This is a genomic window from [Muricauda] lutisoli (nom. illeg.) (assembly GCF_017313105.1).
Lineage (GTDB): Bacteria > Bacteroidota > Bacteroidia > Flavobacteriales > Flavobacteriaceae > Flagellimonas > Flagellimonas lutisoli.
Window position 1 is genome coordinate 46840 of sequence record NZ_JAFLND010000005.1, and the last position, 22968, is coordinate 69807.

A 22968-nucleotide genomic window follows, 5' to 3' on the forward strand; every position below is an offset into this window, starting at 1 on the left:
AAAAAACAAAGCTATTGGACCAATCATAAAATGCGATTTAAATCCTGCCCTTTTAGACAAAAAAATTATATTTGCACACCTAAAATTCCGTAGGCCCACGTGGTGGAATTGGTAGACACGCTACCTTGAGGGGGTAGTGTTCGTAAGGACGTGCTGGTTCGACTCCAGTCGTGGGCACAAAAAAACCGCAAGCAATTGCGGTTTTTTTATTTAAACACCCCTTGAGAAATCCTCAAACCTTTTCCCAAAACACTGATATTTATAAAGAAGAATCTAAATTTTATGATAAAATACTAGGATGGCATCTATTTAATCGTAAATTTGTTTAACGTTTAAATAAAAAAGATGAACAACGTAAAAACTTTTTTTAGTATTCGGGATATGGAAAACCTTTCAGGTATTAAGGCCCATACCATCCGAATTTGGGAAAAGAGATACAATTTGTTCAGCCCTGAACGAACAGACACCAATATTCGTACATATAATCTTGAAAGCCTGCAAAAGCTGTTGAACGTTACCCTCCTTTATAATAATGGGTATAAGATTTCCAAGATTGCCAAAATGGGCGAGGAAAAAATTCCCGCCTTGGTCAATGAAATTATTTCAGAAAAAAGCGAGAAAAGCCATGCACTGAATTCTTTAAAGTTGGCCATGCTCAATTTTGATCAATCGCTATTCTTGAAGACCTATAATGGGCTAATGGAAGAAAAGTCGTTCACTCAAATTTTCAATGACGTGTTCATTCCATTACTGAACGAACTTGGATTGTTGTGGCAGACCAATACCATAAGTCCTGCCCACGAACATTTTATTTCCAACTTGATCAAACAAAAAATCTATATCCATACGGAAAAGCTTCAATTTGAGGCTCCTACCAAAAAGGATGAAGTATATGTTCTCTTTTTGCCCGAGAACGAAATCCACGAACTAGGGCTGTTGTATGTCAATTACCAATTGGCCTTGCACGGCTACAAAACCATTTATCTAGGACAAACCATGCCCATAGAAAGCTTGGAAGATTTGCTCAAATATTACACCAACATAAGGTTTGTTTCGTACTTCACTGTTTCGCCGACCAAGGATGAGATCGATGATTATTTTGATCGATTCGGTGAAGTGCTGAAAAAATCACCTGGATCAAAACTTTATGTAATGGGCTATCAAATACAAGAGATAGGAGAAGAAAAGCAACTTGGTCCCATTAAGATATTTAAATCCATTAATCAATTAGTAGATTTTCTTTAGCCCCAAAATGAAAAAAGTAATTGTTATTGGTTCTGGTTTTTCATCACTTTCCGCTTCGTGTTATCTGGCAAAAGCCGGGTATGAGGTAGAAATGTTCGAGAAGAACGATACTGTTGGGGGTAGGGCCAGACAATTGGTAAAAGATGGCTTTACTTTTGATATTGGTCCAAGCTGGTATTGGATGCCCGATATTTTTGATAAGTTCTTTGCCGATTTCAACAAAAAAACCTCAGATTACTACCAGCTGGACAAACTGAATCCTGCCTATAAAATCTTCTTTGAGGATGATACGATCACCATTGGCGATTGCATGGACAATATTTGTGCGGAATTCGAGCGAATCGAATCGGGGAGCAGCGAGCACCTGAGACAATTTATCAGTGAGGCCCAAGAAAATTATGATATAGCCATTAACAAAGTGGTGCTCAGACCTGGGCTTTCACCGCTGGAACTTGTGACCAAGGAAACAGTATTAAAAGTGGACCAATTCTTTAAGACCATCAGCCAACAGGTCCGCAAACGGTTCAAAAATCCAAAGTTGGTCTCGACCTTGGAATTTCCCGTCCTTTTTTTAGGTGCTAAACCGAGCAAAACACCATCCTTTTATAACTTTATGAACTTTGCCGATTTTGGTTTGGGCACATGGCATCCCAAAGGGGGTATGTATGAAATTATCAAAGCCATGAAAAGTGTAGCAGAAGAATTGGGGGTCACCATCCATACCAATAGCCCTGCAACCCATATTTTGGTGTCGGACAGTGAAGTTCTGGGCATTCGAAGCAAAGGAGCCAACCATTTGGCGGATTATGTGGTAAGTGGAGCGGATTACCATCATTCCGAGACCTTATTGGACAAAAAATACAGACAGTACTCCGAGGAATACTGGGACAAAAAAACCTATGCTCCTTCCTCGTTGTTGTTTTATATCGGTTTTGACAAGAAATTGAAAAACATTGAACACCATAATCTGTTCTTCGACACCGATTTTGAAAAACATGCACAAGAAATCTATGACAACCCGCAATGGCCCAGCAATCCATTGTTCTATGCCAATTTTCCATCCGTAACGGATGCATCTATGGCACCAAAAGATCAAGAAACTGGGTTCTTTTTGGTTCCGATTGCTCCCGGATTGGAAGATACTCCACAACTCAGGACTCAATATTTTGATATTGTGATGGACCGATTTGAAAAATTGACCCATCAATCTGTAAAAAATTCAGTAATTTTTAAAGAGAGTTTTTGTGTTAACGATTTTATAGAGCAATACAATTCCTATAAAGGAAATGCCTATGGTTTGGCAAACACGTTGCGCCAGACAGCTTTTTTAAGACCTAACCTCAAAAGTAGCAAGGTAAAAAACTTGTTCTTTACCGGTCAGTTGACCGTACCCGGCCCAGGGGTCCCACCATCCCTGATTTCCGGTAAACTGGTGGCTGATTTAATCATTAAAGAAGTAAAAAAATGAAAACTATTTTTGACGACGTATCTTATGACTGCAGCAAGGTTGTAACAAAATCTTACAGCACTTCTTTCTCCTTGGCAACCAAAATGTTGGCACCGTCGATCAGGGCGGACATTTATAATATTTATGGTTTTGTCCGTTTTGCCGACGAAATTGTAGATACCTTTCATGATTATGACAAGGCCAAATTGTTCGATGCCTTTGAAAAGGACATGGAACAGGCCATTGAGGACAAGATCAGCTTAAACCCTATTTTGAACTCCTTTCAATACACCTATCATAAATATGACATACCACATCACTTGGTAGCGTCTTTTATGAAGAGTATGCGAATGGACCTTACCAAGAAAAATTACGAAACTTTTGATGAATACCGCGAGTACATTTACGGTTCTGCCGATGTGGTGGGGTTAATGTGCCTATGCGTGTTTGTTAAAGGTGATAAAGAAAAATATGAGGAGTTAAAAGAATCCGCCATGGCTCTGGGTTCTGCTTTCCAAAAGGTGAACTTCCTTCGGGATTTAAAGGCGGATTACGAAGATTTGAATCGTACGTATTTCCCGAACACCAACCTATTGGAACTGGACGAGGAATCCAAAAGACGCATCGTAAACGAGATAAAGGCGGATTTTGCATTGGGCTATTCCGGAATTGTACAATTGCCCGAGCAAGCAAAATTTGGGGTGTATACTGCTTATCGCTATTATAAAAAACTGCTTCAAAAATTGCAAAGCACACCACCTCTGGAAATAAAGAACACCAGGATTCGTGTACCCAACTACCAAAAATTTGGTTTGTTGGCACAATCTTATGTAAATTATAAACTACAATTGGTACAATGAAAGTAGCACTTTGGATATTGATTTTTTTGGCAACCTTTTGCTTTATGGAGTTTATGGCATGGTTTACCCACAAATATGTAATGCACGGTTTTTTATGGAGTTTACATAAAGACCACCATAAAAAGGACCATGATTCTTGGTTTGAGCGAAATGATGCCTTTTTCATTTTTTATGCTGTGGTAAGCATGACGCTCTTTTATTTGGGCAGTTACACCTCTTTTTGGTACGGCTGGCCATTGGGCTTTGGTATTTTAGCCTATGGTATCGCTTATTTTATGGTGCACGACATCTTTATCCACCAACGATTTAAAATGTTCCGAAATGCCAATAATTGGTATGCCCGCGGGGTTCGTAGGGCCCACAAGATACATCACAAGCATTTAGGTAAAGAAGATGGGGAATGCTTTGGTATGCTGTTGGTTCCCTTTAAATATTTCAAGAAGAAATATTAATCAGCTATCAACTTATCCAGCAAGCTACGGGTCTTATCAGAATTCCAATTGGCGGCTCCTGTTTTCTCGACCACAATATGTCCAGCCTTGTCGATGATATAGGTAACGGGAATACTACTGCTTTCTAATTCCATTGGGGTGGCAGAAGCTTGAAAGTATACAGGCAATTCATATTCTTTTTTCTCTAAAAAGGCAACTACCTTCTCCTTATCATCATTGGCCACAAAGGCAAAAGTGACCTTATCCTTGTAATCCCCATATAGCTCCACAAACCCGGGCAGTTCTGCAACGCATGGAGGGCACCATGTGGCCCATACATTTACCAGAACGACCTCTCCTTTTTTAGATTGAAGGTTGGTCGAACTACCTTCCAAATCAACCAAGTTCCAGTTGTAATTGTTCAAAGTGGCTTGCTCTTCTTCATCCACGGTACTCGGACTGATCACTGTAGCAACTACCTTATTCACCCAAACCCTTACATGAAAACCTATTGGGGTAAAAAGAATAAGCAATATGGCCAAAATCCATATACCATTGCTGATCTGTTCCTTTGTTAACTTCATTCTGCAATTAATTCATCCAATAACTTGTATACTTTTCCATTGCTCCAATCCGATATACCCTCTTCATGAATGACAATGTTCCCTGATTTATCGATTAAATAAGATGAGGGCACTTTACTTGCGTCCACCGCCATTTTATCCCCAATGATCAAATAAGTAACGGGAAAAGTAAATCCATGCTCTTCCATAAAAGCTTCAACAGGTTCCTGCTCCTCATTGGTGATGATATAGAAATCCATCTTGCCTTTGTATTTGTCGTACAATTCTTGAATACTTGCAAGTTCAGCTTCGGAAGGTAATCTCCAAGAAGCCCAAAAATTGACAAAAATTACATTTCCCTTGGACTCTTCAAAATTGAAAAAGTTCCATTCCCCATCCTTTAGTCTCCAATCGTAATCGGTGATTTTTTGTTGCTCCGATTTTTCAATTACCGAAGGGGAAAACGCAAACAGTCTATTCAACCATATCTTTCCGTAGTACCCTATTGGCGTTACAAAAAATGATAGCACAAAAAGAATTAGAACAATATTGAGAACGGTCTTTTTACTAATCTTCATGAATTATTTCTCAAAAATTAAAAACTCCTGATATCTATTACAACATCAGGAGTTTTTACAGATTATATTAGATACAATTAAGCATTCTGTTTCTTGATCAAGTTCAAGGCTGAACCTTCGTTGAACCACTTGATCTGAGCATGGTTATACGAGTGGTTTGCCTTGATGGTATCCTTGCTTCCATCGGCATGTACAACTTCGATGGTCAAAGGTTTGTCCGGTGCAAACTCAGCAGCATCGACAATGTTGAACGTATCGTCTTCTTGAATCAAATCGTAATCATCCTCATTGGCAAAGGTCAGGGCCAACATACCTTGTTTCTTCAAGTTGGTCTCGTGAATCCTTGCAAAGGATTTTACCAATACAACGGCAACTCCCAAATGTCTTGGCTGCATGGCCGCATGCTCACGTGAAGAACCTTCTCCGTAGTTATGGTCACCCACAACAACTGTCATGATTCCTTTTTTCTTGTATTCACGCTGTGTATCCGGAACTCCTCCGTACTCACCTGTCAATTGGCTCTTTACCAAGTTGGTTTTTTGGTTGAAGGCGTTTACGGCTCCAATCAATGTGTTATTGGCAATGTTGTCCAAATGTCCTCTAAAACGCAACCAGGGTCCTGCCATGGAAATGTGATCCGTAGTACATTTACCAAATGCCTTGATCAAAAGTTTCATTCCTTGAAGATCACTGGCTTTAATGGGCTCAAAGGGTGTCAACAACTGCAAACGCTCCGAACCTTCGGCCACGATCACATCTACGCCGCTTCCGTCTTCACGAGGCTCAACATAACCGTTCTCCTTTACTTCAAAACCTTTTGGTGGCAATTCCCATCCTGTTGGCTCGTCCAACATCACTTCTTCTCCATCCTCATTGATCAATTTATCGGTCAACGGATTAAAGTCCAAGCGACCGGCAATGGCTATTGCAGCCGTCATTTCCGGTGATGCAACAAATGCATGGGTATTTGGGTTACCATCGGCACGTTTTGCAAAGTTTCGGTTAAAGGAATGGACGATACTGTTCTTTGGTGCATTCTTTGGGTCTTCGTAACGTCCCCATTGACCAATACATGGTCCACAAGCATTGGTGAAAATCTTGGCATCCAATTTTTCGAATATATCAAGGATACCGTCACGCTCTGTGGTATATCTTACTTGTTCCGAACCAGGGTTGATACCAAATTCAGCTTTTGTCTTCAATTTTTTATCCAAAGCCTGTTGTGCAATGGATGATGCTCTCGACAAGTCTTCATAGGAAGAGTTGGTACAGGAACCGATCAATCCCCACTCAACGGCCAAAGGCCAATCATTCTTTTCTGCCTTTTCCCTCATGGTACCAACTTCGGTTGCCAAGTCCGGGGTAAATGGTCCGTTCAATAAAGGCATCAATTCTGATAGGTTGATTTCAATCACTTGGTCGAAATACTGCTCTGGATTGGCGTACACCTCAGGATCAGCGGTCAAATGCTCTTTTACCTTGTTGGCTTCATCCGCTACATCCGATCTATCCGTAGCTCTAAGGTAACGCTCCATGGACTCGTCGTAACCAAAAGTTGAAGTGGTCGCTCCAATTTCGGCACCCATATTACAAATGGTTCCCTTACCGGTACAGGACATGGAAGTTGCTCCAGGGCCAAAGTATTCAACAATAGCTCCGGTTCCACCTTTTACCGTAAGAATCTCGGCCACTTTCAAAATAACGTCTTTTGGAGCAGTCCAACCAGATAGCTTGCCGGTCAATTTTACACCGATCAACTTAGGAAATTTAAGTTCCCAGGCCATTCCTGCCATTACATCCACAGCATCTGCTCCACCTACACCAATGGCTACCATTCCAAGTCCACCTGCATTAACAGTATGGGAATCGGTTCCGATCATCATACCTCCAGGGAAGGCATAGTTTTCCAAAACCACTTGGTGTATAATTCCTGCACCTGGTTTCCAAAACCCGATACCATATTTATTGGATACAGATCCCAAAAAATCAAAAACCTCTTTACTGGTCTCGTTGGCGTGCTTCAAATCTGTCGCGGCACCATCCTTAGCTTGAATCAAGTGGTCACAGTGAACGGTTGTTGGCACGGCCACTTTATCCTTACCTGCCTGCATAAACTGCAACAAGGCCATTTGGGCCGTTGCATCTTGACAAGCAATCCTGTCAGGAGCAAAGTCAACGTAATCCTTACCCCTAACAAAAGCTTTTTCTGGTTTACCGTCCCAAAGATGAGAGTATAATATTTTTTCGGAAAGTGTCAGGGGTTTGCCCACCAACTCGCGGGCTTTTTCTACGCGCTCCTCTATGGTGGTGTAGACTCCCTTAATCATGTCTATATCAAATGCCATTATACAATTGAGTTTTTTAAGATTTTCGTAATTCGGTAAATTTACTAAATCGTGAAGTATTTTGGAATTAGAATCGCATTAAATAAGTGTTGACTTTCTTATTTTTTATAACAATTCCGTGATAATTTTTTCCTCGGTGATGCCTTCTGCCTCAGCTTTATAGTTTTTTAGTATCCTGTGACGAAGTATTCCCAAGGAAACTGCTTTGACATCCTCGATGTCCGGAGAGAACTTTCCATTAATGGCTGCATGGGCCTTAGCGGCCAAGACGAGGTTCTGTGATGCCCTGGGTCCAGCTCCCCAATCTATATAATTTTTCACGTAATCGGATGCGCCTTCTTGCCCCGGTCTGGTCCTGTTGACCAACCGCACGGCATAATCCACAACATTGTCGGGCACGGGTATACGCCTGATCAAGTGTTGTACTTCGATAATTTCATCGGCATTGAAGAGTGACTTTATTTGAACTTCATCGTCGGTTGTAGTGGATTTAACAACTTGTATTTCTTCTTCTATCGAGGGATATTTTAGTTGTATGGCAAACATAAAGCGATCCAATTGGGCCTCTGGTAACGGATAGGTTCCTTCTTGCTCAATTGGGTTCTGGGTAGCCAGAACAAAATAGGGTCGATCAAGCTTGTATTGCTTTCCAGCAATGGTGACCGCTCTTTCCTGCATGGCTTCCAGTAAAGCTGCCTGTGTTTTTGGTGGAGTCCTATTGATCTCGTCCGCCAAAATAATGTTCCCAAAAACAGGGCCCTTGATAAATTTGAAGTTTCGGTTTTGGTCCAGTACTTCGCTTCCCAAAATATCGCTGGGCATTAAATCGGGTGTAAACTGAATTCTTTTAAAATCCAATCCCAAGGTTTGTGCAATAGTGTTCACCATTAAGGTCTTTGCCAAGCCGGGAACCCCTATTAAAAGCGAATGGCCACCAGTGTAAATGGATAGCAGTATTTGTTCGATCACTTCTTCTTGGCCCACAATGACCTTGGCAATCTCCTTTTTTAACTCTTGGTGTTTTTTTACCAGATTTTCTACCGCAACTACATCCGACATACAATTATTGCTTTACCCAGTTATTAGCAAAATTGCAGCCTCTATTTTCTGGATCTACGTGAATATAGGTGTCATCAATATGCTCGTTCATCCATTCTTTTATGGCCCTGAACTGTTTTTCTCTCAACGCAAGTTCTTGGATTTTCATGTAGTCTTTCGCAAAGTCGGCCACATGTTCATCGTAACGATTGGAAATTTTCATGATTTTGAATTTAGGAGCCCCCCCCCTTTGGTCATCTTCACGAACCGGTCTGGATATTTCGCCATCTTTTAAATCTCTAACCTGATTGTAAAGCGTTGGGTCCATTTTGGTCAATTCAAAACGGGAATCGAAATTTACAGGATTTCGAAGCAATCCACCGTCAAACTTTGTTTCTTTTTCTTCAGAAAAATTCAATGCTGCCTCTGCGAAAGTATATTTCCCATCCAATATTTGCTGACGGATGGTATCCAATTCGCTTACCGCCTTATCAATCGAACTTTTTGGAATCTCGGGAGTCATAAGAATATGACGGATATCTCTTTCCTGCCCTCTCACTTTTTCCACAAAAATGATATGATAACCAAAAATGGTCTCAAATGGCTCCGATATCTCACCTTCCTGAAGACTGAAAGCCACATCTTTAAATTCTTTTACAAATTGCGTTTCCTTGGTCATGCTATACAGACCACCGTTTGCCCTGGATGCGCCGTCTTGAGTGTACAGGATGGCCTTTACCTTAAAACTGGCATCGTTCTCCAAAACATCTTGACGGATCTCCTTTAACTGGTTGATCACCTTTTGCTTTTCCTCCTCTGGGGCCTCGGGCTGCTTCACAATTTGTGCAATTTCCAGCTCTGCTCCAAAAACCGGTCTTTCATCCTCAGGTATTTTGTAGAAAAATTGACGCACCTCTTCTGGGGTCACTTCAATTTCTTCCACAATTTTGCTCTGCATTTTCTCGGAAAGCATTCTCAATTTATTGATTTCGAAAAGCTCTTCCCTAAAGCTTTCCATATCGGGTTTTTTATAATAGCTGAGCATCTTTTCAACACTACCGATCTGTTGTGTCAGCTGTTGGATTTGTCTATCACTTTGGGCATTCACCATGTCATCGGACACCAATAAACTGTCCTGTACGGCTTGGTGGGCATAGAGTCTGTCTTCCATTAGTTTGCCCAAAAGGCCACAACGGGTAACATCCTCGGTGGATGCGCCCTGGTTTTTAAGATCGATCAATGTTTTATCAATGTCGGATTCCAAGATCACATAATCCCCTACCACTGCAGCAATCCCGTCCAATTTCACTTTTTTGGTATTGCTGGTCGTATCCACACTCAATGCTTGGTCCGCTTCTTGTGCTTGGACCATTCCCAACATCGCAAAAAATGCAATGGAAAGTCCTTTAATTTTCTTTGTCATAAACCTCAAATTCATTCTTCTTAATAGCTTCATCTATAATTTCGGTTTCCAGTCTTTTTACGTAGTTCAACCGTCGCCTGTTCAAAATCAATTGCCGAATATCCGGCTCAACATAATCAAATGGTGCTGTTTCGTTGACTTCCAACACATTGGTCACCCAGCCCAAATATACTTCTAACGAATCTTGTAGCTCAAAAAATTGTGATTTTTTTAAGTGCTCATCTTCATTTGCCTGTGTCAGGGGTGGAATTTCTTCAATTACACGTGATGCGCTCACCCATATGGAATCGTTAAAATGTATTTTTTTGAACTGTACTGCTATGGAGTCCAAATAAGTTTTGTCCAAATCGTCCCAATTTTTGATTTTGGCCTCCACCCCATCACGATCCAAAAACTGGTTCGACATGCCCACAAATCTCAGCTGTACCAGTTTTTCGTTCAGTTTAAAATTTTCCTTTTCTCGTTCGTAGAATTCCTCGAGCTGATTCTTGGTAACGGCGGTATCCTGGGATTGGTTCACCAAAGCTTCAATATAGGCCCGTGTGTATAGGTCAGCGCGGTAATCAGCCACCAAGCGATCATACTCCGCCAGCTTTTCTTCAGGGAGGTTGATCTTTGATTTGGACAATAACAACTGTTTCGACGCCCAGTTATTAATGTAATTGGTCACAAAAACCGTACTGTCCTCGGCGGACATGTCATTTCGAATCAAAGAAGCAATGTCCTCTTTGTACAAAAACGTGTCCCCAACCCTTGCCAATGGCTCCTTTTCTTCTACCTTGTTGAACATGCCCTCGCAAGAAGTAAGTAATATTGAGGTCAAAACACAAAGGATGAAAAGCGTATTTTTTTGGTGCTTAAGCATTTCGCAAAAATAACAATTACAAAGTCCCCTACAAGAAGGTTCTAATTTCATTAACAGATTTTTTTAGTTGGAACTAGATGGACAGAAATTGCTACATTAGTGCAAAACCAAACCAAACATGAAGTATACTACCGAGATTGTTGTTGATGTCTCTAGGGAAGAATTCATAAAAAAAATGGACGACCCCGACAACATGAAGCATTGGCAACGAGGACTCGTCGGATATGAACAATTGTCCGCCAATCCTGGACAAGAGGGTTCACGAATGAGTCTTAGTTATGAAATGGGCAAACGGAAAATAGACATGGTAGAAACCATCATCAAAAGAAACCTTCCTGAAGAAATACACATGACCTACGATACCAAAGGTGTACACAATATTCAAAAAAACTACTTTAAGGAAGAAAATGGTTCAACCCGATGGATATCCGAATCGGAATTTCAATTTTCGGGTTTTGGTATGAAACTAATGGGATTTTTAATGCCAGGCGCTTTTAAAAAGCAGTCATTAAAATATATGCAAGACTTCAAGGCTTTTGCCGAAAATGGAACATCGGTGCTTAATTCATAAAATCAATGGAAAAACTTTTGGACAGAAAAATTAAGATTATTTGGGATTTTAGAGGACCAAGTGCAGCACAAACCGCTGAGCACTACCTAAAACACCTTAAGGAATTTGTAGAGGTCGAGGAACTCAAGTACGACCTGGGGGGCACAGAACATTTTAGCCCTACACACAGCATTGCCTATCTGGTGGTTGCCGAATTTGAGCTCAAAGAGGTTCGAAGTATTCTTAAACCTCATCGGGGACAGGTATACAATCAAGAAATTTAATTTTTTGCCTATGTGGCAAAGACTCGCTTTTTTAGCCTTTTTGGTTTTGGGCACATCGTGTGCAGATACTGTTCCTACCCGACCTTTGAACAAAGCGTTGTCTTCCCAAAATCCGAAGATCAAAAACGTAATGGACCATCTGGAGGAATACGAGGTTCAACTACGGTATACCCAAATTAATCGAAGAAACGACAGTGTTGTTTTTACCGATTACGATTTTCAGGTCGACGACAACACCTATTTTTACCCGGCAAGCACCGTAAAGTTTCCTGCGGCAGTAGCAGCTTTGGAAAAGCTCAATGAAATTGATTCCCTTTCGTTGGAAACCCGTTTTTTTGTTGAAGGTGATTCCGTGGAGACAACTTTCGCAAAAGCTATTTCAGAAATTTTTTCCGTTTCGGACAATGCCGCCAATAATCGCTTGGTCGAGTTTTTAGGGCAAGACGATTTAAACAATAGAATGCGGGAAAGAGGTGTTTCACCAATTCGCATTGCCCACAGGCTGTCCACAAGCAATGCAGATGACGTAACAACAAAGCCTTTGGTTTTTTACTTGAACGATTCCACGACCTCCTTGAGCAGCCCCATTATAAACTCACCTATCAAAACGCTTGAATTAAAAGGTATAAAAAAGGGAAAAGGGTTTATCGCCAATGAATCCTATCAAGAAGGAATGTTTGATTTCAGCCAGAAAAACTACTATCCCATTACCGCGCAATCGGCATTGTTGAAACGTATTATTTTTCCAGAAGCATTTCCTAAGGAACAACGTTTTCATCTTAGTGATGACCAAAGGGAGTATTTATTGAATACCATGCATACCTTGCCATCAGCCGTTGGGTATGACAAAGAGGAGTTTTACGATAGCTACGTAAAGTTTTTTATGTTCGGTGACCATACGGATCCAATGCCCGAACACATCAAAATTTACAACAAAGTTGGGTATGCCTACGGAACACTTACGGATTGCGCTTATATACAGGACACCAAAAACAATATCGATTTTATGCTAACGGCAACTATTCTGGTGAACAGCAATGGTATTTTTAACGACAATACCTACGAATACGACGAAGTCGGCATCCCTTTCTTGGCCCAGCTGGGAAGGGAGCTATATCAATTGGAACTGGAAAGGGCCAAATAAAAAAGCACCGCAGAACGGTGCTTTTCAACTCAAAACAAACAACACTTAATTAGTTGGGCATAACCACATCCTCAATAATATGGATCACTCCATTTGAGGCTTCTACGTCAGTCTTGGAGATTTTGCTCCAACTTCCATTGGCATCCTTCAAATAAATGCCATCATCCTTTTTCATAGCAGTTAATTTCCCACCGTTCAAGGTTGTAAGTTCTGCTTTTCCATTTCCTTTTTCTAGGGCGGCCGCCACATCAGAGGCCATTAATTCTCCCGAAACCACGTGATAGGTTAGAATAGCTGATAGTTTTTCCTTGTTTTCAGGTTGTAGCAAGGAGTTCAACGTTGCAGCATCAATTTTGGCAAATCCTGAATTTACAGGAGCAAATACGGTAAAAGGTCCATCGCCTTTCAAGGCTCCTACCAAATCGGCTGCTTTTAGCGCTGTAACCAATGTAGAAAAGTCATCTACTGATACAGCAATATCCACAATATCTTGGGATTTTTGAGCATTGGTTTGTTGAGTGCCCATCAATAAGATTACGGCAACTAGGGCAAAGACTAATTTTTTCATTTTTTCTGATTTAAATTTTTAATGATTATTTTTTTAAAGCGCTTTCTACTATTATTTACACATGGTTTTGCCCATTGGATGAAGACCGTGGATTTTTATCATATCTTTAACAATAACAATGAAGAAAAGTTTTGACGACAAAGAGGCAATCACCCGATTGATATCCGGTGATAACGATGCGCTCTTCCAACTTTACGATAAATATTCCGGTGCGCTCTACGGGGTCATCCTCCGTATGTGCAGGGATCGAACAAAGGCCGAGGATCTTTTACAGGAAACTTTCGTTAAAATTTGGAGAAGTATCGACTCTTATGATTCGTCAAAAGGGAGGTTTTACACCTGGGCCTATCGAATAGCAAGGAATACCACCTTAAATTCCATGCGCTCCAAAGAAAAGCTCATCCAAACAGATGATTTCCGTGTATATGATAGTAAGGAAGCAAATGAAGAAGTACCCGATTACACCGAATTGAAGGGTTCCATAAAAACACTGGAACCCCATCACCAAGAAGCAATAACCTTAGTGTATTATAGGGGCTATACCCACAAACAGGCGCACAAAGCCATGGGGGTACCTCTGGGAACCTTTAAATCCTATGTGAGACAAGCACTTAAACAACTCAGGAAAACCTACACCAAGAAGTTAGTTTATATTTGGATCTTTTTAGAATTAATGGCATGATGGACAAGAAAAAGATATTGGACGAAGGACTTCTGGAGCTTTATCTTACCGGTGAGCTCTCTGAAGAATTGACCAATGCTGTTGAGGAAGTACTTGAGAACGACAAATCCCTCAAGGAGCATTTTGATGCGTTGGAATCCGATTTTGAACAAATGGGCATGGAACAGGCCATTGTTCCTCCAAATGTCGTAAAGTCAAGATTGAAAAATATCGTGGGCCAAAAAAAAACAAATTGGTTGCCATTGGGCATCGCGGCAAGTTTTGCCCTTGTTTTTGGTTTGAGCAGCTTTTGGTTGTATGAAAAATGGCAAGATGCCGAACAAAACTTAAATACATTACAAATCCAGACCAGTGAGTTGGAGCGAAAGGTGAACAACTTGGAATCGGATTTCAGGCTAACTTCCAACCGCTTGGAGAGTATTAACAATCCCGATGTTACCCCTTTGGTACTCTATGGTAACAACAAAGCGCCCAATGGCAAGGTCATAGCCTACATTAACCATAAAAGTCAGATGGTACTCGTTAACCCTAAAGGGTTGCCACGTTTGCCCAACGACAAAACCTATCAAATGTGGAGTGATGTCAATGGAGAAATGATCAATATGGGCGTTGTACCCACAGATAAAGAATTGGTTACTTTAAAATATATTGAAAATGCGGAATCGTTGAACCTGACCATTGAACCTGCTGGTGGCAGCGAACATCCAACCGTAGAGGAACTGGTTTCCAATATCATCATATAACCCTTAAAAATAAGTGGGACATTGCCTGCTGGAATAAAATTCCGTTAAAACAATATCCCACTTCCGGACTAGAATCCATAAAAATCAAGAAACCTCATCCAACCATTTCTGGTTGTATATTCCAGTTTTCGTTTGCCAAGAGTACTTGATCAAAGTCAATTCCTTCAATCGGTTTTAAAGCTTGAGTAGCCGGGTCCCATTCAATTTTCCTTCCCAACTTCCAGGACAATCCCGCCATGTGAGCAGAAATAGCCTCTTCAAACCCTTCCTTGATACCACAGCTTACTTTTCCACCGTTTTTGATAACGCTCAACCACTCGCGCATGTGCAAGAAGGTAGAATCTACACGGACCCCATCAATATAGGTCCACATCAATCCTTTATCGGCAAAATATTGCGAAGTGGCCGAGGAGACGGCATCCGTTGCATTGGCGGCTGGGTCATATTGATAGATAGGCACATTGGGCTTCATTTTTTCCGCTTCCAACATTTCGGCGTATCGGGTGGATGCACCATCGGGCCAAACTGTTAATCTGTTGCCCAATTCCATAGTGGCATCGTGCCCCATTAAAATGGTAGGTCTGCTGAACCCATTCCCCAAAGTGGCACTGTAACAAAAGGTCATACCATTTTCTTTGCCTTTAGCTTGGCTACTTCCTGTGCTGTAATCAGGAAATTCCATGTTCACCTGAATCACATCGGGCACATTCCGTCCGTCGTTATGCGTGTAAATCCCACCTGAAGAACTTACAGATGCAGGAATTCCCATATTGAGCACGCAGTTCAAACGATCATAATCATGGGACAAAAGATCTCCTGAAAGACCGGAACCATAGGACCACCATTTACGCCATCTGAAAAAATGGTTTTTATTGAATGGGACCTTGGGCGCAGAACCCAAAAATTGCTCCCAATCTATGGTTTCGGGACTAGCTTTTTCGTGGATGTCATAATTCCAAGCACCGTTGTCATCGTTCCTGTTGGTATTTGTTTGAATCAACGAAACATGACCCAGAGTTCCTTTTTCCACAATATCACGAGCGGTACTAAAACTTAAGGTTTGCCTATGCTGGTGACCCACTGCGAACACTGCATCCGAATTCTCTGCAGCTTCGCGCAAAGTATAGGTTTCCTCCACGGTATGTGTCATCGGTTTTTCCACATACACGTGTACATTATTGTTCAAAGCCTCAATGGACATTGGTGCGTGCCAGTGGTCGGGAGTAGCAATAACTACCGCATCCACTTCGCCGCTTTGGATCATATCCTTATAAGTAAGGTATCTCTTTATCTGGTTATCATCCGTAGAAAAGGAGTTGATGAACTTTTCAGCGCGGACATCGAACACATCACATATCCCCACTAATTTTACATTGAGCCGTTCCTGGGCCTCGAAATCCTCCAATCTCTTATTGTTAGGGTCTTCTTGAGCAGCCAACCGCATTTCTTCTTTCCATTCATCGGTTGCAAAACCCAAAGCTCTGGTGAGTTGCTCCCCGCGAATACCAAAACCGATTACCCCAATTCGGACAGGGTCTCCACCTATTCCGGGAACTGCAGGTGGCAATGATGGCTTTATATTAAGTTGTTCCAATATTTCCGAGCGCTTATTTCTTGATCCAACAGCAGTTGCCGCTCCAGCCCACCATACTGCTCCAAGTACTGGCAAGCCTCCCAATCCTATTAAAAGGTCTCTTCTAGTCCATTTCATTGTTCCTGAGTTTTAAGTTTGTTCTTTCTGAGATAATCCAGGCCAAAGTAGCTTCCTGTAGGTAACTGATAAATCACGATCATGGCCACTAGTTCGATCAAGTTTTTATTGACCAGCCAATAGTTGCCTTCCACATTCATTTGTGTTAAGCCTGGAAATGGTGGATGGGCCAAAAAATATAGTGCTAAAAGGCCAACTCCCACAATGGCACCGATACGTTCAAAAATACCAAGGGTAAAGGTTACCCCGACCACCATAAGCGCAATAATGTTCAGTGTATCCACCCAACCTATGGTTGCGTCGCCTATCAAAATGGTAAAAAACCATTCAAAAGGTCCTTGTGCGGTTGCCAAATATCCAAACGATGTCCACTCGGGATTGTACATCTTCACCACACCTTCAAATAAAAAGTGCCACCCTATAAATATGCGAAGCAGGGTAACACTTGCTTTCAGTTTATTCTGATTTTGGTTCATAGTTGCTATAGTTAATTTTAATTTTCCTTGTTTCCTGTAGGTGACAAAAGAAGATTTGGAGATCTGTTCCTTTTTTGAAATACTAAAAGTACCTAACCGTAACTCCAAATAATATGACCAATGTCAATTTTTAGAAGTCTGGATATCAGGTTACCAAGTATTTATGCTATGATCAAAAACTGACATTTTCAAGGTTTTAGACAATGAGGGATTGACCAATATGATGTCTGAATTTTAGAAATATCGTTATGATCATAGCCTCATTTTTTCAAATTGATTTTTATTCCAAAATACTTTCCCCAACTGCTTTTTTTTGATGAAGTTAACCGTAACAACCCATACTTAAAAAAGACTTGTGAGTCATATTGAAGCGGATATCAATTATCTGAAAGAACAGTTTCCCAACGGAACCATTTCTGTATACGAAAAGGGTCACGTTATTTGCAACATACACACCAAAGTACATACCTTCAGATGGTTAATACAAGGGACTTTCGACTATTACACCACTACCAAAGATCCCGAAGAGGAGGTACTGGTCTGCCAAATTTCAGAGCCCATGAGCACCTTGGGCCTCAATGGTCTCAACGATCGAAAAAGATACACCTATAAAATTGCGGTGGCTTCCGAACAGGCAAGTTTCTTTGAGGTGCCCATTGAAAAAATGGTCCATCATTTGGAAAATGACCAAAACAACCAAACCATTGCCAAGGTCAGCCGTTCATTGTATCACCAACTTAGGCAATCACTTTTAAAACAGACCGATCTTCTGCAAGCGGCACGCTATCGTCCTCTGCAGAAAGACCGTGAGTTTTTTATAGGCCCGGACACCGAGCAGGCCGAAGTAGTCTCATTGATGCGGCGCTCTCCGTTCTTGGACTATTTTGATGACCAACAACTTTCCCAAATCGCCTCCATTGCCGAGCGGCGTGAATATGAACCTGACGAAGTCCTTTACATACAGGACAGGCTTAGCAATGGACTTTTTATTCTGATTCACGGGGAAGTGGCCATCAAACGATTGGAAGGCAACATTGAGATACGCCAGCGATCTATTAACAATCCAGGCTTTATTTTCGGCTGGTCCTGTGCCATGGGCGAGAAGGATATCTGCTCCGCGATGACCACCCAAAAAACCTCCATTTATTTTATCCATCAAAAGGACTTACTGCAACTGTTGGGCAAATGCTCTGTTTTCGCACATAAGTTTTTTATGCGACTCTTGTGGTTGATGGGCAATCAAATCAATGCTGCCTTCGTCCGTTATTTAGGGCTTTTGGGCAAACACAACCTTCAAGCTGTTTATCAATTGATCGAGAACAACAAATCTCGATTGGCCCTCTCCTCTCCCTTGCATCAGGTAGGACATTTACTTTCGAACACCAATACCAAACAATTGGGGTACGATGCCTTGTCCAAACTCATAAATAATGGTTCACATTTGGAACGCCATATCGCATCGCTGAGCTTAGAACTTTTACAAGAAGATATGCAGGAACTAAAGTTCCTGAAAGGCCTTCAACAGATATATGAAACGGTGGCAGAAAAGAAAAACGAATCGGGCAGTGATGTCAGAAAATCGTGTGCCTCGGCAACCAAATTGGCATTCGAACATGTGCAGCACCATATAGAGGGATTGGACAACCTCCCCGAGAAAAGTGGGTGCATTTTTATCTATAACCATCTTTTCAATCACCCGTTCTATACACTCAACAACACGTTTCAAATTACGTTGGATTCACATTTCATCAGTGCCAAAATATTGGATGAAAAATATAACGACCCTGGTATTAGGACCGTACGAATTGGAAGGGGCCAAGAGTACGGCCATCAAAATTATTACAACAAGCTGGGATATATCAATGTCTACACCAAGGAATCGGACTCGGTTGATAAAAGGAGCAAAAAAGAAACCCGTAGCATATTTTATCGCACAGCAGCCAAATATTTACAAAACGGCCATAATCTGGTCATCAGTCCAGAAGGCACTTCCTACTCTTCCGAGGAATCTCCAGGACCGTTTAAAGCCGGAGTTTTTAAACTGGCCCAGTCCATGGACCATGAACCTTACATTGTGCCCATTGTTTTGGTGAACTTTGACAAGCGTATTTCTGATGGTCTTTTTTACTGTAAAATTCACCAACCCTTTAAACTGAGTGAAAAATTATCGGAAACGGGTGCAGATGTATATGATTTTGTGAAGAGGTATCAACACACCTATGCGAGTTATGTGGAAGATGCAAGAAAACGGGCCGAAGAACTTTATATGAAGCCTGCACCGACAGTGATGGAAGAACCACCAGAGATATGGCGCAACGAGATAAAGCGCTTAAAAAGGCGTGTTAGCGGTCTAGAGGACCAGCAAGATCTTATTGTTTTTTATGGTAGTTCATCTGTTCGATTATGGGTAGGGATGAAAAAAGACCTGCACCCCTTCAATGTGCTCAATTTAGGTTTCGGTGGATCTACCTATGCGTGGTGCATTCATTATTTTGAGGAAATCTTTAAGGGGGCGGAGCCCAATAAGATTGTGTTGTACGCTGGTGAAAACGACCTTGCTCAAGGTAAGTCTCCACAAGAAGTCTTGAACGACTGTAACAAACTGGTTCAAATGATTCTCAAAAAATATCCCGAAGTGGAACTGGCCTTTGTGAGCCTAAAACCTAGTCTGGAACGCGAGGAAATGATTCCCCAGATCATTGAGACCAACTTACTGCTTTCCAAATACGTAATTGGAGAACTCAATGCGCAGTACATCAATGTTTTCGGGCAAATGATTACAGCCGACAACCGTCCAAAGCCCGAACTTTATATGTCGGACGGATTGCACCTCAACAAAAACGGATATGCGATTTGGAGCGAAGTCATTAAAACAGCTTTGCTCTCTGTTGAAAGTCCTGTGGAAAAAGAATCGATTGATTTTACTGCCGATGCTTAGTTTAAACAGGCTCCCCAAACAAATCATAATCGGAGGCATCGGTAATATTTATGTTCACAAAGTCTCCGATTTTTACGTAATGTTCGGTAGCATCAATGAGTACTTCGTTGTCCACATCGGGTGAATCGAACTCGGTACGCCCCACAAAATGGTTGCCCTCTTTTCTATCGATGATACAACGGAAGGTTTCACCAATTTTCTCTTGGTTCAGTTCCCAAGAAATCTGTGATTGAATTTCCATAATAATATTTGCGCGCTCTTGCTTTACTTCTTGGGGGACATCATCCTCCAAATTGTAGGCATGGGTATTCTCTTCGTGACTATAAGTAAAGCAACCCAAGCGCTCAAAACGCATCTCCTGCACCCATTGTTTCAAGGTTTCAAAATCCTCCTCGGTTTCCCCTGGGTAACCCACGATCAAGGTAGTACGGATGGCCATTTCCGGCACAGCCTCCCTAAAGTCCTTCAATAATTTTGTGGTTTTGGCCTGTGTAGTGCCACGTCGCATACTTTTAAGTATGGAATCGGATATATGCTGGAGTGGAATATCGATGTAATTACAAATCTTTGGCTCATTGCGCATCACCTCCAGAACATCCATAGGGAAACCTGTTGGGAAGGCATAGTGCAAACGAATCCATTCAATACCTTCTACTTTAGCCAAGGCCTTGAGCAATTCGGCCAAGTTTCTTTTCTTGTACAGGTCAAGACCGTAATACGTAAGGTCTTGGGCGATTAAGATCAGTTCCTTAACCCCGTTGGTCGCCAGTTTATCGGCTTCGGCCACCAAATCTTCTATAGGTGTACTTCGGTGCTTTCCACGCATTAGGGGAATGGCACAGAATGAGCAAGGGCGATCACATCCTTCGGCAATTTTAAGATAAGCGTAGTTTTTAGGTGTTGTCGTCAAACGTTCCCCTATCAACTCGTGCTTATAATCGGCACCCAGGGCTTTCAATAAATTAGGTAAATCGCTCGTTCCAAAATATTCGTCCACATTGGGAATCTCCTTCTCCAAATCAGGTTTGTAGCGTTCGCTCAAACAACCTGTTACAAACACCTTGTCCACATCGCCAGCTTCTTTTCGCTGCACGTAGTCCAAAATAGTGTTAACACTTTCTTCCTTTGCATTGGCAATAAATCCGCAGGTATTTATCACCACTACATTGCCTTCCTCCTCATGGGCCACTTCTTTATTGTTGGCACGCAACTGTCCCATCAATACTTCCGAGTCGTAGACATTCTTGCTGCAACCTAAGGTTACCACATTAATTTTGTTCTTCTTGAGCGATTTTGTGCGCATAGTTCCTTTAAAATGGAGTGCAAAAATACAATAACACAAGGCATTACGACCTCTTTAAGGTATAATTTTAACTAAAGAGGTCATGTGGAGCTGATAAGTATTGTGATTGATTATTTCAGATACCCTTCTGGAATCTGTCTTGCCTTGGTCAAGTCTTCAAAGGCTTTCCCAATGCGCAGTAAATGCGCTTCTGAAAATGGTTTTCCGATAAAGGTCAAACTCTCGGGCTCACCACTGGTTTTATATCCCATGGGAACAGTAATGGCAGGATATTCCGCCACAGCTGCGTAGCCTGCATGGTAATTATTGATACTCAACACGGCATCAAGGTCTTTTTCTTCCATGACCTTGAAAAAGGCTCTTCCCGATTCTTTTAGGTCCTTCTTAATTTTCTCAAACTGCTCCACTGTAGTCGAGTCGGCCAAAATACCGTCAAAACGGGCCTGTCCATAAGGTATCCTTACCAAAGAGTCTTGTTTGTTAAAGGTTACAACATCTTCAACCGACTCCACTTGTACAACATCCTTATTTTTAACTTGAGACCTTAAGTAGGCAGGCAAATCCTGCTCCATATCCAGATTCAATAAAGTGGTAAAACCATCCAAGGGAATGTTCTCTCCTTCAAATTCCACTATTTGTGCACCAGCTTCCCTTAAAGCTTCTACATTGGCAGCATAAATGGAATCTCGCTCCATTAAGTTTTTCATTGCTCCCAAACGGACTTTCCCAAAAGGTTCTGGATGCATCCAAGCGGATAAAATGCCCGGCTCGGCACTTACGGATTTATAATCGGCTTCATCCTTCCCCAGCATGGCATCCAACAAAATGGCATTATCCGTTACATTTTTAGTCATTGGACCCGGGGTATCCAAAGTACTGGAAATAGGTACGATTCCTGTTCGGCTCAGTAACCCGATGGTCGGTTTTAGGCCAACCACAGAATTTTGGCTGGACGGTGAAAGAATAGAACCTGAAGTTTCGGTTCCAACTGCACCAACAGCATAATTGGCTGCAGTGGAGGTTCCGCTACCTGCACTGGAGCCACCTGTATCAAAAATTCTCCTTCCGTAGGGATTTAGGGTTTGTCCACCCACAGCACTTTGACCGTTCGGGCAAACCCCACAGATAAAATTGGCCCACTCACTCAAATTCGCCTTACCTAAAATAAGTGCTCCTTTTTGTTTTAACCGTTCTACAATAAAAGCATCATCGGTCTGGTTGTCCATCAGCGCGATAGCCCCCGCAGTAGTCTTCATTTCTTCGGTTCCAATATTATCCTTCAATAAAATGGGCATACCATAAATAGGATGGTGATCTCCTTTGCTTTCATCCAGCTTACGGGCCTCTTCGAGCACATTGGGATTCAATGCAATAATGGTATTGAGTGTGGTTCTATTGGGCAGTTCGTACTTGTAAATTCGATGGAGATAAAAAAGCACCAAATCTTCATAGGTAAAGGTCCCTTCATCGATATGGGTTTGAACGGTAGGGATATCTTGCTCCAATACCAAAGGTTTTATTTTCTCATATTGTGCTTCTGTGAACTGCGATACTTCATCATAAAGAGGCAAAAACACTTCGTTTTTATCAAGCACCTTACTTTGGATGAATTTATAGCGCATCCGCCTGTTCTCATTATCTGCACTTGCGGCTACCTCGGCCGAATCATTATATGGAGTCCAAAGAACAACTTCTTCCTTCGGTTCTGCTTCTATTTGTTTACAGGAAATAAATCCGATCAATAAAAAGGAACATAGTAGGTATTTATACATAG

The 22968-nt window shown here is 41.7% G+C and carries 21 protein-coding genes and 1 tRNA gene; 11 read left to right on the plus strand and 11 right to left on the minus strand.

The genetic code is table 11. The features are described from left to right. Nucleotides 1-93 precede the first annotated feature (93 nt). The 5 genes from J0X13_RS15260 to J0X13_RS15280 all read left to right on the plus strand — a co-directional run bounded on the left by J0X13_RS15260 (nucleotide 94) and on the right by J0X13_RS15280 (nucleotide 4004). A tRNA-Leu gene (locus J0X13_RS15260) sits at nucleotides 94-177 on the plus strand. Nucleotides 178-345: 168 nt separating this feature from the next. Further along, nucleotides 346-1245, plus strand: a complete 900-nt coding sequence (locus tag J0X13_RS15265) for a MerR family transcriptional regulator (protein WP_207072250.1) — start codon at nucleotides 346-348, stop codon at nucleotides 1243-1245. A gap of 7 nt (nucleotides 1246-1252) precedes the next feature. Continuing rightward, entirely contained in the window at nucleotides 1253-2713 is a 1461-nt protein-coding gene (gene crtID / locus J0X13_RS15270; protein ID WP_207072251.1) for a bifunctional phytoene desaturase/3,4-desaturase, read from the plus strand. After that, nucleotides 2710-3552 (plus strand): phytoene/squalene synthase family protein, encoded by an 843-nt coding sequence (locus J0X13_RS15275; protein WP_207072252.1) that lies wholly within the window; start codon nucleotides 2710-2712, stop codon nucleotides 3550-3552. Before crtID ends, J0X13_RS15275 begins: the two co-directional genes overlap by 4 nt. Then, a complete protein-coding gene (locus J0X13_RS15280; protein ID WP_207072253.1) occupies nucleotides 3549-4004 on the plus strand; it encodes a sterol desaturase family protein in 456 nt (151 codons plus the stop codon). Before J0X13_RS15275 ends, J0X13_RS15280 begins: the two co-directional genes overlap by 4 nt. On the opposite strand, the gene J0X13_RS15285 is transcribed toward J0X13_RS15280, so the two are convergent. From J0X13_RS15285 to J0X13_RS15310, 6 genes are all read right to left on the minus strand, one after another. Beyond that, nucleotides 4001-4567, minus strand: coding sequence for a TlpA family protein disulfide reductase (locus tag J0X13_RS15285; protein WP_207072254.1), 567 nt, complete (start codon nucleotides 4565-4567; stop codon nucleotides 4001-4003). The two genes, J0X13_RS15280 and J0X13_RS15285, sit on opposite strands and share 4 nt — an antisense overlap. Then, nucleotides 4564-5124 carry a TlpA family protein disulfide reductase gene (locus tag J0X13_RS15290; RefSeq protein ID WP_207072255.1) on the minus strand — a complete coding sequence of 187 codons (561 nt, stop codon included), beginning with the start codon at nucleotides 5122-5124 and terminating at the stop codon, nucleotides 4564-4566. The genes J0X13_RS15285 and J0X13_RS15290 overlap by 4 nt, the downstream gene beginning before the upstream one ends. A 77-nt stretch (nucleotides 5125-5201) precedes the next feature. After that, nucleotides 5202-7469 carry an aconitate hydratase gene (locus tag J0X13_RS15295; RefSeq protein WP_207072256.1) on the minus strand — a complete coding sequence of 756 codons (2268 nt, stop codon included), beginning with the start codon at nucleotides 7467-7469 and terminating at the stop codon, nucleotides 5202-5204. Nucleotides 7470-7574: 105 nt separating this feature from the next. After that, nucleotides 7575-8528, minus strand: a complete 954-nt coding sequence (locus J0X13_RS15300) for an AAA family ATPase (RefSeq protein WP_207072257.1) — start codon at nucleotides 8526-8528, stop codon at nucleotides 7575-7577. A gap of 4 nt (nucleotides 8529-8532) precedes the next feature. Further along, on the minus strand, nucleotides 8533-9930 hold the full coding sequence (locus tag J0X13_RS15305; protein ID WP_242535760.1) for a peptidylprolyl isomerase: 1398 nt from the start codon (nucleotides 9928-9930) through the stop codon (nucleotides 8533-8535). Continuing rightward, nucleotides 9914-10753, minus strand: coding sequence for a peptidyl-prolyl cis-trans isomerase (locus J0X13_RS15310; RefSeq protein WP_313786736.1), 840 nt, complete (start codon nucleotides 10751-10753; stop codon nucleotides 9914-9916). The genes J0X13_RS15305 and J0X13_RS15310 overlap by 17 nt, the downstream gene beginning before the upstream one ends. A 160-nt stretch (nucleotides 10754-10913) precedes the next feature. On the opposite strand from J0X13_RS15310, the gene J0X13_RS15315 reads away from it, so the two are divergent. From J0X13_RS15315 to J0X13_RS15325, 3 genes are read left to right on the plus strand one after another with little or no spacing between them, the layout of a single operon-like run. Beyond that, nucleotides 10914-11366 (plus strand): SRPBCC family protein, encoded by a 453-nt coding sequence (locus tag J0X13_RS15315; RefSeq protein WP_207072259.1) that lies wholly within the window; start codon nucleotides 10914-10916, stop codon nucleotides 11364-11366. A 5-nt stretch (nucleotides 11367-11371) separates the two neighbouring features. After that, nucleotides 11372-11629: a hypothetical protein gene (locus tag J0X13_RS15320; protein ID WP_207072260.1), complete on the plus strand. Its 258-nt coding sequence runs from the start codon at nucleotides 11372-11374 to the stop codon at nucleotides 11627-11629. A 10-nt stretch (nucleotides 11630-11639) separates the two neighbouring features. Beyond that, a complete protein-coding gene (locus J0X13_RS15325) occupies nucleotides 11640-12773 on the plus strand; it encodes a serine hydrolase (protein WP_207072261.1) in 1134 nt (377 codons plus the stop codon). Between the two features lie 49 nt (nucleotides 12774-12822). Here the strand turns inward: J0X13_RS15325 and J0X13_RS15330 are convergent, their stop codons facing one another. Next, nucleotides 12823-13341 (minus strand): fasciclin domain-containing protein, encoded by a 519-nt coding sequence (locus J0X13_RS15330; protein ID WP_207029688.1) that lies wholly within the window; start codon nucleotides 13339-13341, stop codon nucleotides 12823-12825. 118 nt (nucleotides 13342-13459) lie between these two features. Between J0X13_RS15330 and J0X13_RS15335 the strand changes: the two genes are divergently transcribed. After that, nucleotides 13460-14023 (plus strand): RNA polymerase sigma factor, encoded by a 564-nt coding sequence (locus tag J0X13_RS15335; RefSeq protein ID WP_207072262.1) that lies wholly within the window; start codon nucleotides 13460-13462, stop codon nucleotides 14021-14023. Beyond that, entirely contained in the window at nucleotides 14020-14766 is a 747-nt protein-coding gene (locus tag J0X13_RS15340; RefSeq protein ID WP_207072263.1) for an anti-sigma factor, read from the plus strand. Before J0X13_RS15335 ends, J0X13_RS15340 begins: the two co-directional genes overlap by 4 nt. A 94-nt stretch (nucleotides 14767-14860) precedes the next feature. Here J0X13_RS15340 and J0X13_RS15345 read toward each other — a convergent pair whose 3' ends face one another. Continuing rightward, nucleotides 14861-16477, minus strand: coding sequence for a Gfo/Idh/MocA family protein (locus J0X13_RS15345; RefSeq protein ID WP_207072264.1), 1617 nt, complete (start codon nucleotides 16475-16477; stop codon nucleotides 14861-14863). Next, on the minus strand, nucleotides 16474-16953 hold the full coding sequence (locus J0X13_RS15350) for a DoxX family membrane protein (RefSeq protein ID WP_207072265.1): 480 nt from the start codon (nucleotides 16951-16953) through the stop codon (nucleotides 16474-16476). Before J0X13_RS15350 ends, J0X13_RS15345 begins: the two co-directional genes overlap by 4 nt. 355 nt (nucleotides 16954-17308) lie before the next feature. Here J0X13_RS15350 and J0X13_RS15355 point away from each other — a divergent pair, with 355 nt between their 5' ends. Then, entirely contained in the window at nucleotides 17309-19891 is a 2583-nt protein-coding gene (locus tag J0X13_RS15355; RefSeq protein ID WP_313786737.1) for a cyclic nucleotide-binding domain-containing protein, read from the plus strand. 1 nt (nucleotide 19892) lies between these two features. Here J0X13_RS15355 and rimO read toward each other — a convergent pair whose 3' ends face one another. Both rimO and J0X13_RS15365 read right to left on the minus strand, forming a co-directional pair. Next, nucleotides 19893-21194: a 30S ribosomal protein S12 methylthiotransferase RimO gene (gene rimO / locus J0X13_RS15360; protein WP_207072266.1), complete on the minus strand. Its 1302-nt coding sequence runs from the start codon at nucleotides 21192-21194 to the stop codon at nucleotides 19893-19895. 110 nt (nucleotides 21195-21304) lie between these two features. Continuing rightward, nucleotides 21305-22966 (minus strand): amidase family protein, encoded by a 1662-nt coding sequence (locus J0X13_RS15365; RefSeq protein WP_207072267.1) that lies wholly within the window; start codon nucleotides 22964-22966, stop codon nucleotides 21305-21307. Between the last annotated feature and the right edge of the window lie 2 nt (nucleotides 22967-22968).

What these genes read in the sequence shown, in the direction of transcription:
- J0X13_RS15265 (WP_207072250.1), top strand. Translation starts at nt 346, where the DNA reads ATGAACAACGTAAAAACTTTTTTTAGTATTCGGGATATGGAAAACCTT.
- crtID (WP_207072251.1), top strand. Translation starts at nt 1,253, where the DNA reads ATGAAAAAAGTAATTGTTATTGGTTCTGGTTTTTCATCACTTTCCGCT.
- J0X13_RS15275 (WP_207072252.1), top strand. Translation starts at nt 2,710, where the DNA reads ATGAAAACTATTTTTGACGACGTATCTTATGACTGCAGCAAGGTTGTA.
- J0X13_RS15280 (WP_207072253.1), top strand. Translation starts at nt 3,549, where the DNA reads ATGAAAGTAGCACTTTGGATATTGATTTTTTTGGCAACCTTTTGCTTT.
- J0X13_RS15285 (WP_207072254.1), bottom strand. Translation starts at nt 4,567, where the DNA reads ATGAAGTTAACAAAGGAACAGATCAGCAATGGTATATGGATTTTGGCC.
- J0X13_RS15290 (WP_207072255.1), bottom strand. Translation starts at nt 5,124, where the DNA reads ATGAAGATTAGTAAAAAGACCGTTCTCAATATTGTTCTAATTCTTTTT.
- J0X13_RS15295 (WP_207072256.1), bottom strand. Translation starts at nt 7,469, where the DNA reads ATGGCATTTGATATAGACATGATTAAGGGAGTCTACACCACCATAGAG.
- J0X13_RS15300 (WP_207072257.1), bottom strand. Translation starts at nt 8,528, where the DNA reads ATGTCGGATGTAGTTGCGGTAGAAAATCTGGTAAAAAAACACCAAGAG.
- J0X13_RS15305 (WP_242535760.1), bottom strand. Translation starts at nt 9,930, where the DNA reads ATGACAAAGAAAATTAAAGGACTTTCCATTGCATTTTTTGCGATGTTG.
- J0X13_RS15315 (WP_207072259.1), top strand. Translation starts at nt 10,914, where the DNA reads ATGAAGTATACTACCGAGATTGTTGTTGATGTCTCTAGGGAAGAATTC.
- J0X13_RS15320 (WP_207072260.1), top strand. Translation starts at nt 11,372, where the DNA reads ATGGAAAAACTTTTGGACAGAAAAATTAAGATTATTTGGGATTTTAGA.
- J0X13_RS15325 (WP_207072261.1), top strand. Translation starts at nt 11,640, where the DNA reads ATGTGGCAAAGACTCGCTTTTTTAGCCTTTTTGGTTTTGGGCACATCG.
- J0X13_RS15330 (WP_207029688.1), bottom strand. Translation starts at nt 13,341, where the DNA reads ATGAAAAAATTAGTCTTTGCCCTAGTTGCCGTAATCTTATTGATGGGC.
- J0X13_RS15335 (WP_207072262.1), top strand. Translation starts at nt 13,460, where the DNA reads ATGAAGAAAAGTTTTGACGACAAAGAGGCAATCACCCGATTGATATCC.
- J0X13_RS15340 (WP_207072263.1), top strand. Translation starts at nt 14,020, where the DNA reads ATGATGGACAAGAAAAAGATATTGGACGAAGGACTTCTGGAGCTTTAT.
- J0X13_RS15345 (WP_207072264.1), bottom strand. Translation starts at nt 16,477, where the DNA reads ATGAAATGGACTAGAAGAGACCTTTTAATAGGATTGGGAGGCTTGCCA.
- J0X13_RS15350 (WP_207072265.1), bottom strand. Translation starts at nt 16,953, where the DNA reads ATGAACCAAAATCAGAATAAACTGAAAGCAAGTGTTACCCTGCTTCGC.
- rimO (WP_207072266.1), bottom strand. Translation starts at nt 21,194, where the DNA reads ATGCGCACAAAATCGCTCAAGAAGAACAAAATTAATGTGGTAACCTTA.
- J0X13_RS15365 (WP_207072267.1), bottom strand. Translation starts at nt 22,966, where the DNA reads ATGTATAAATACCTACTATGTTCCTTTTTATTGATCGGATTTATTTCC.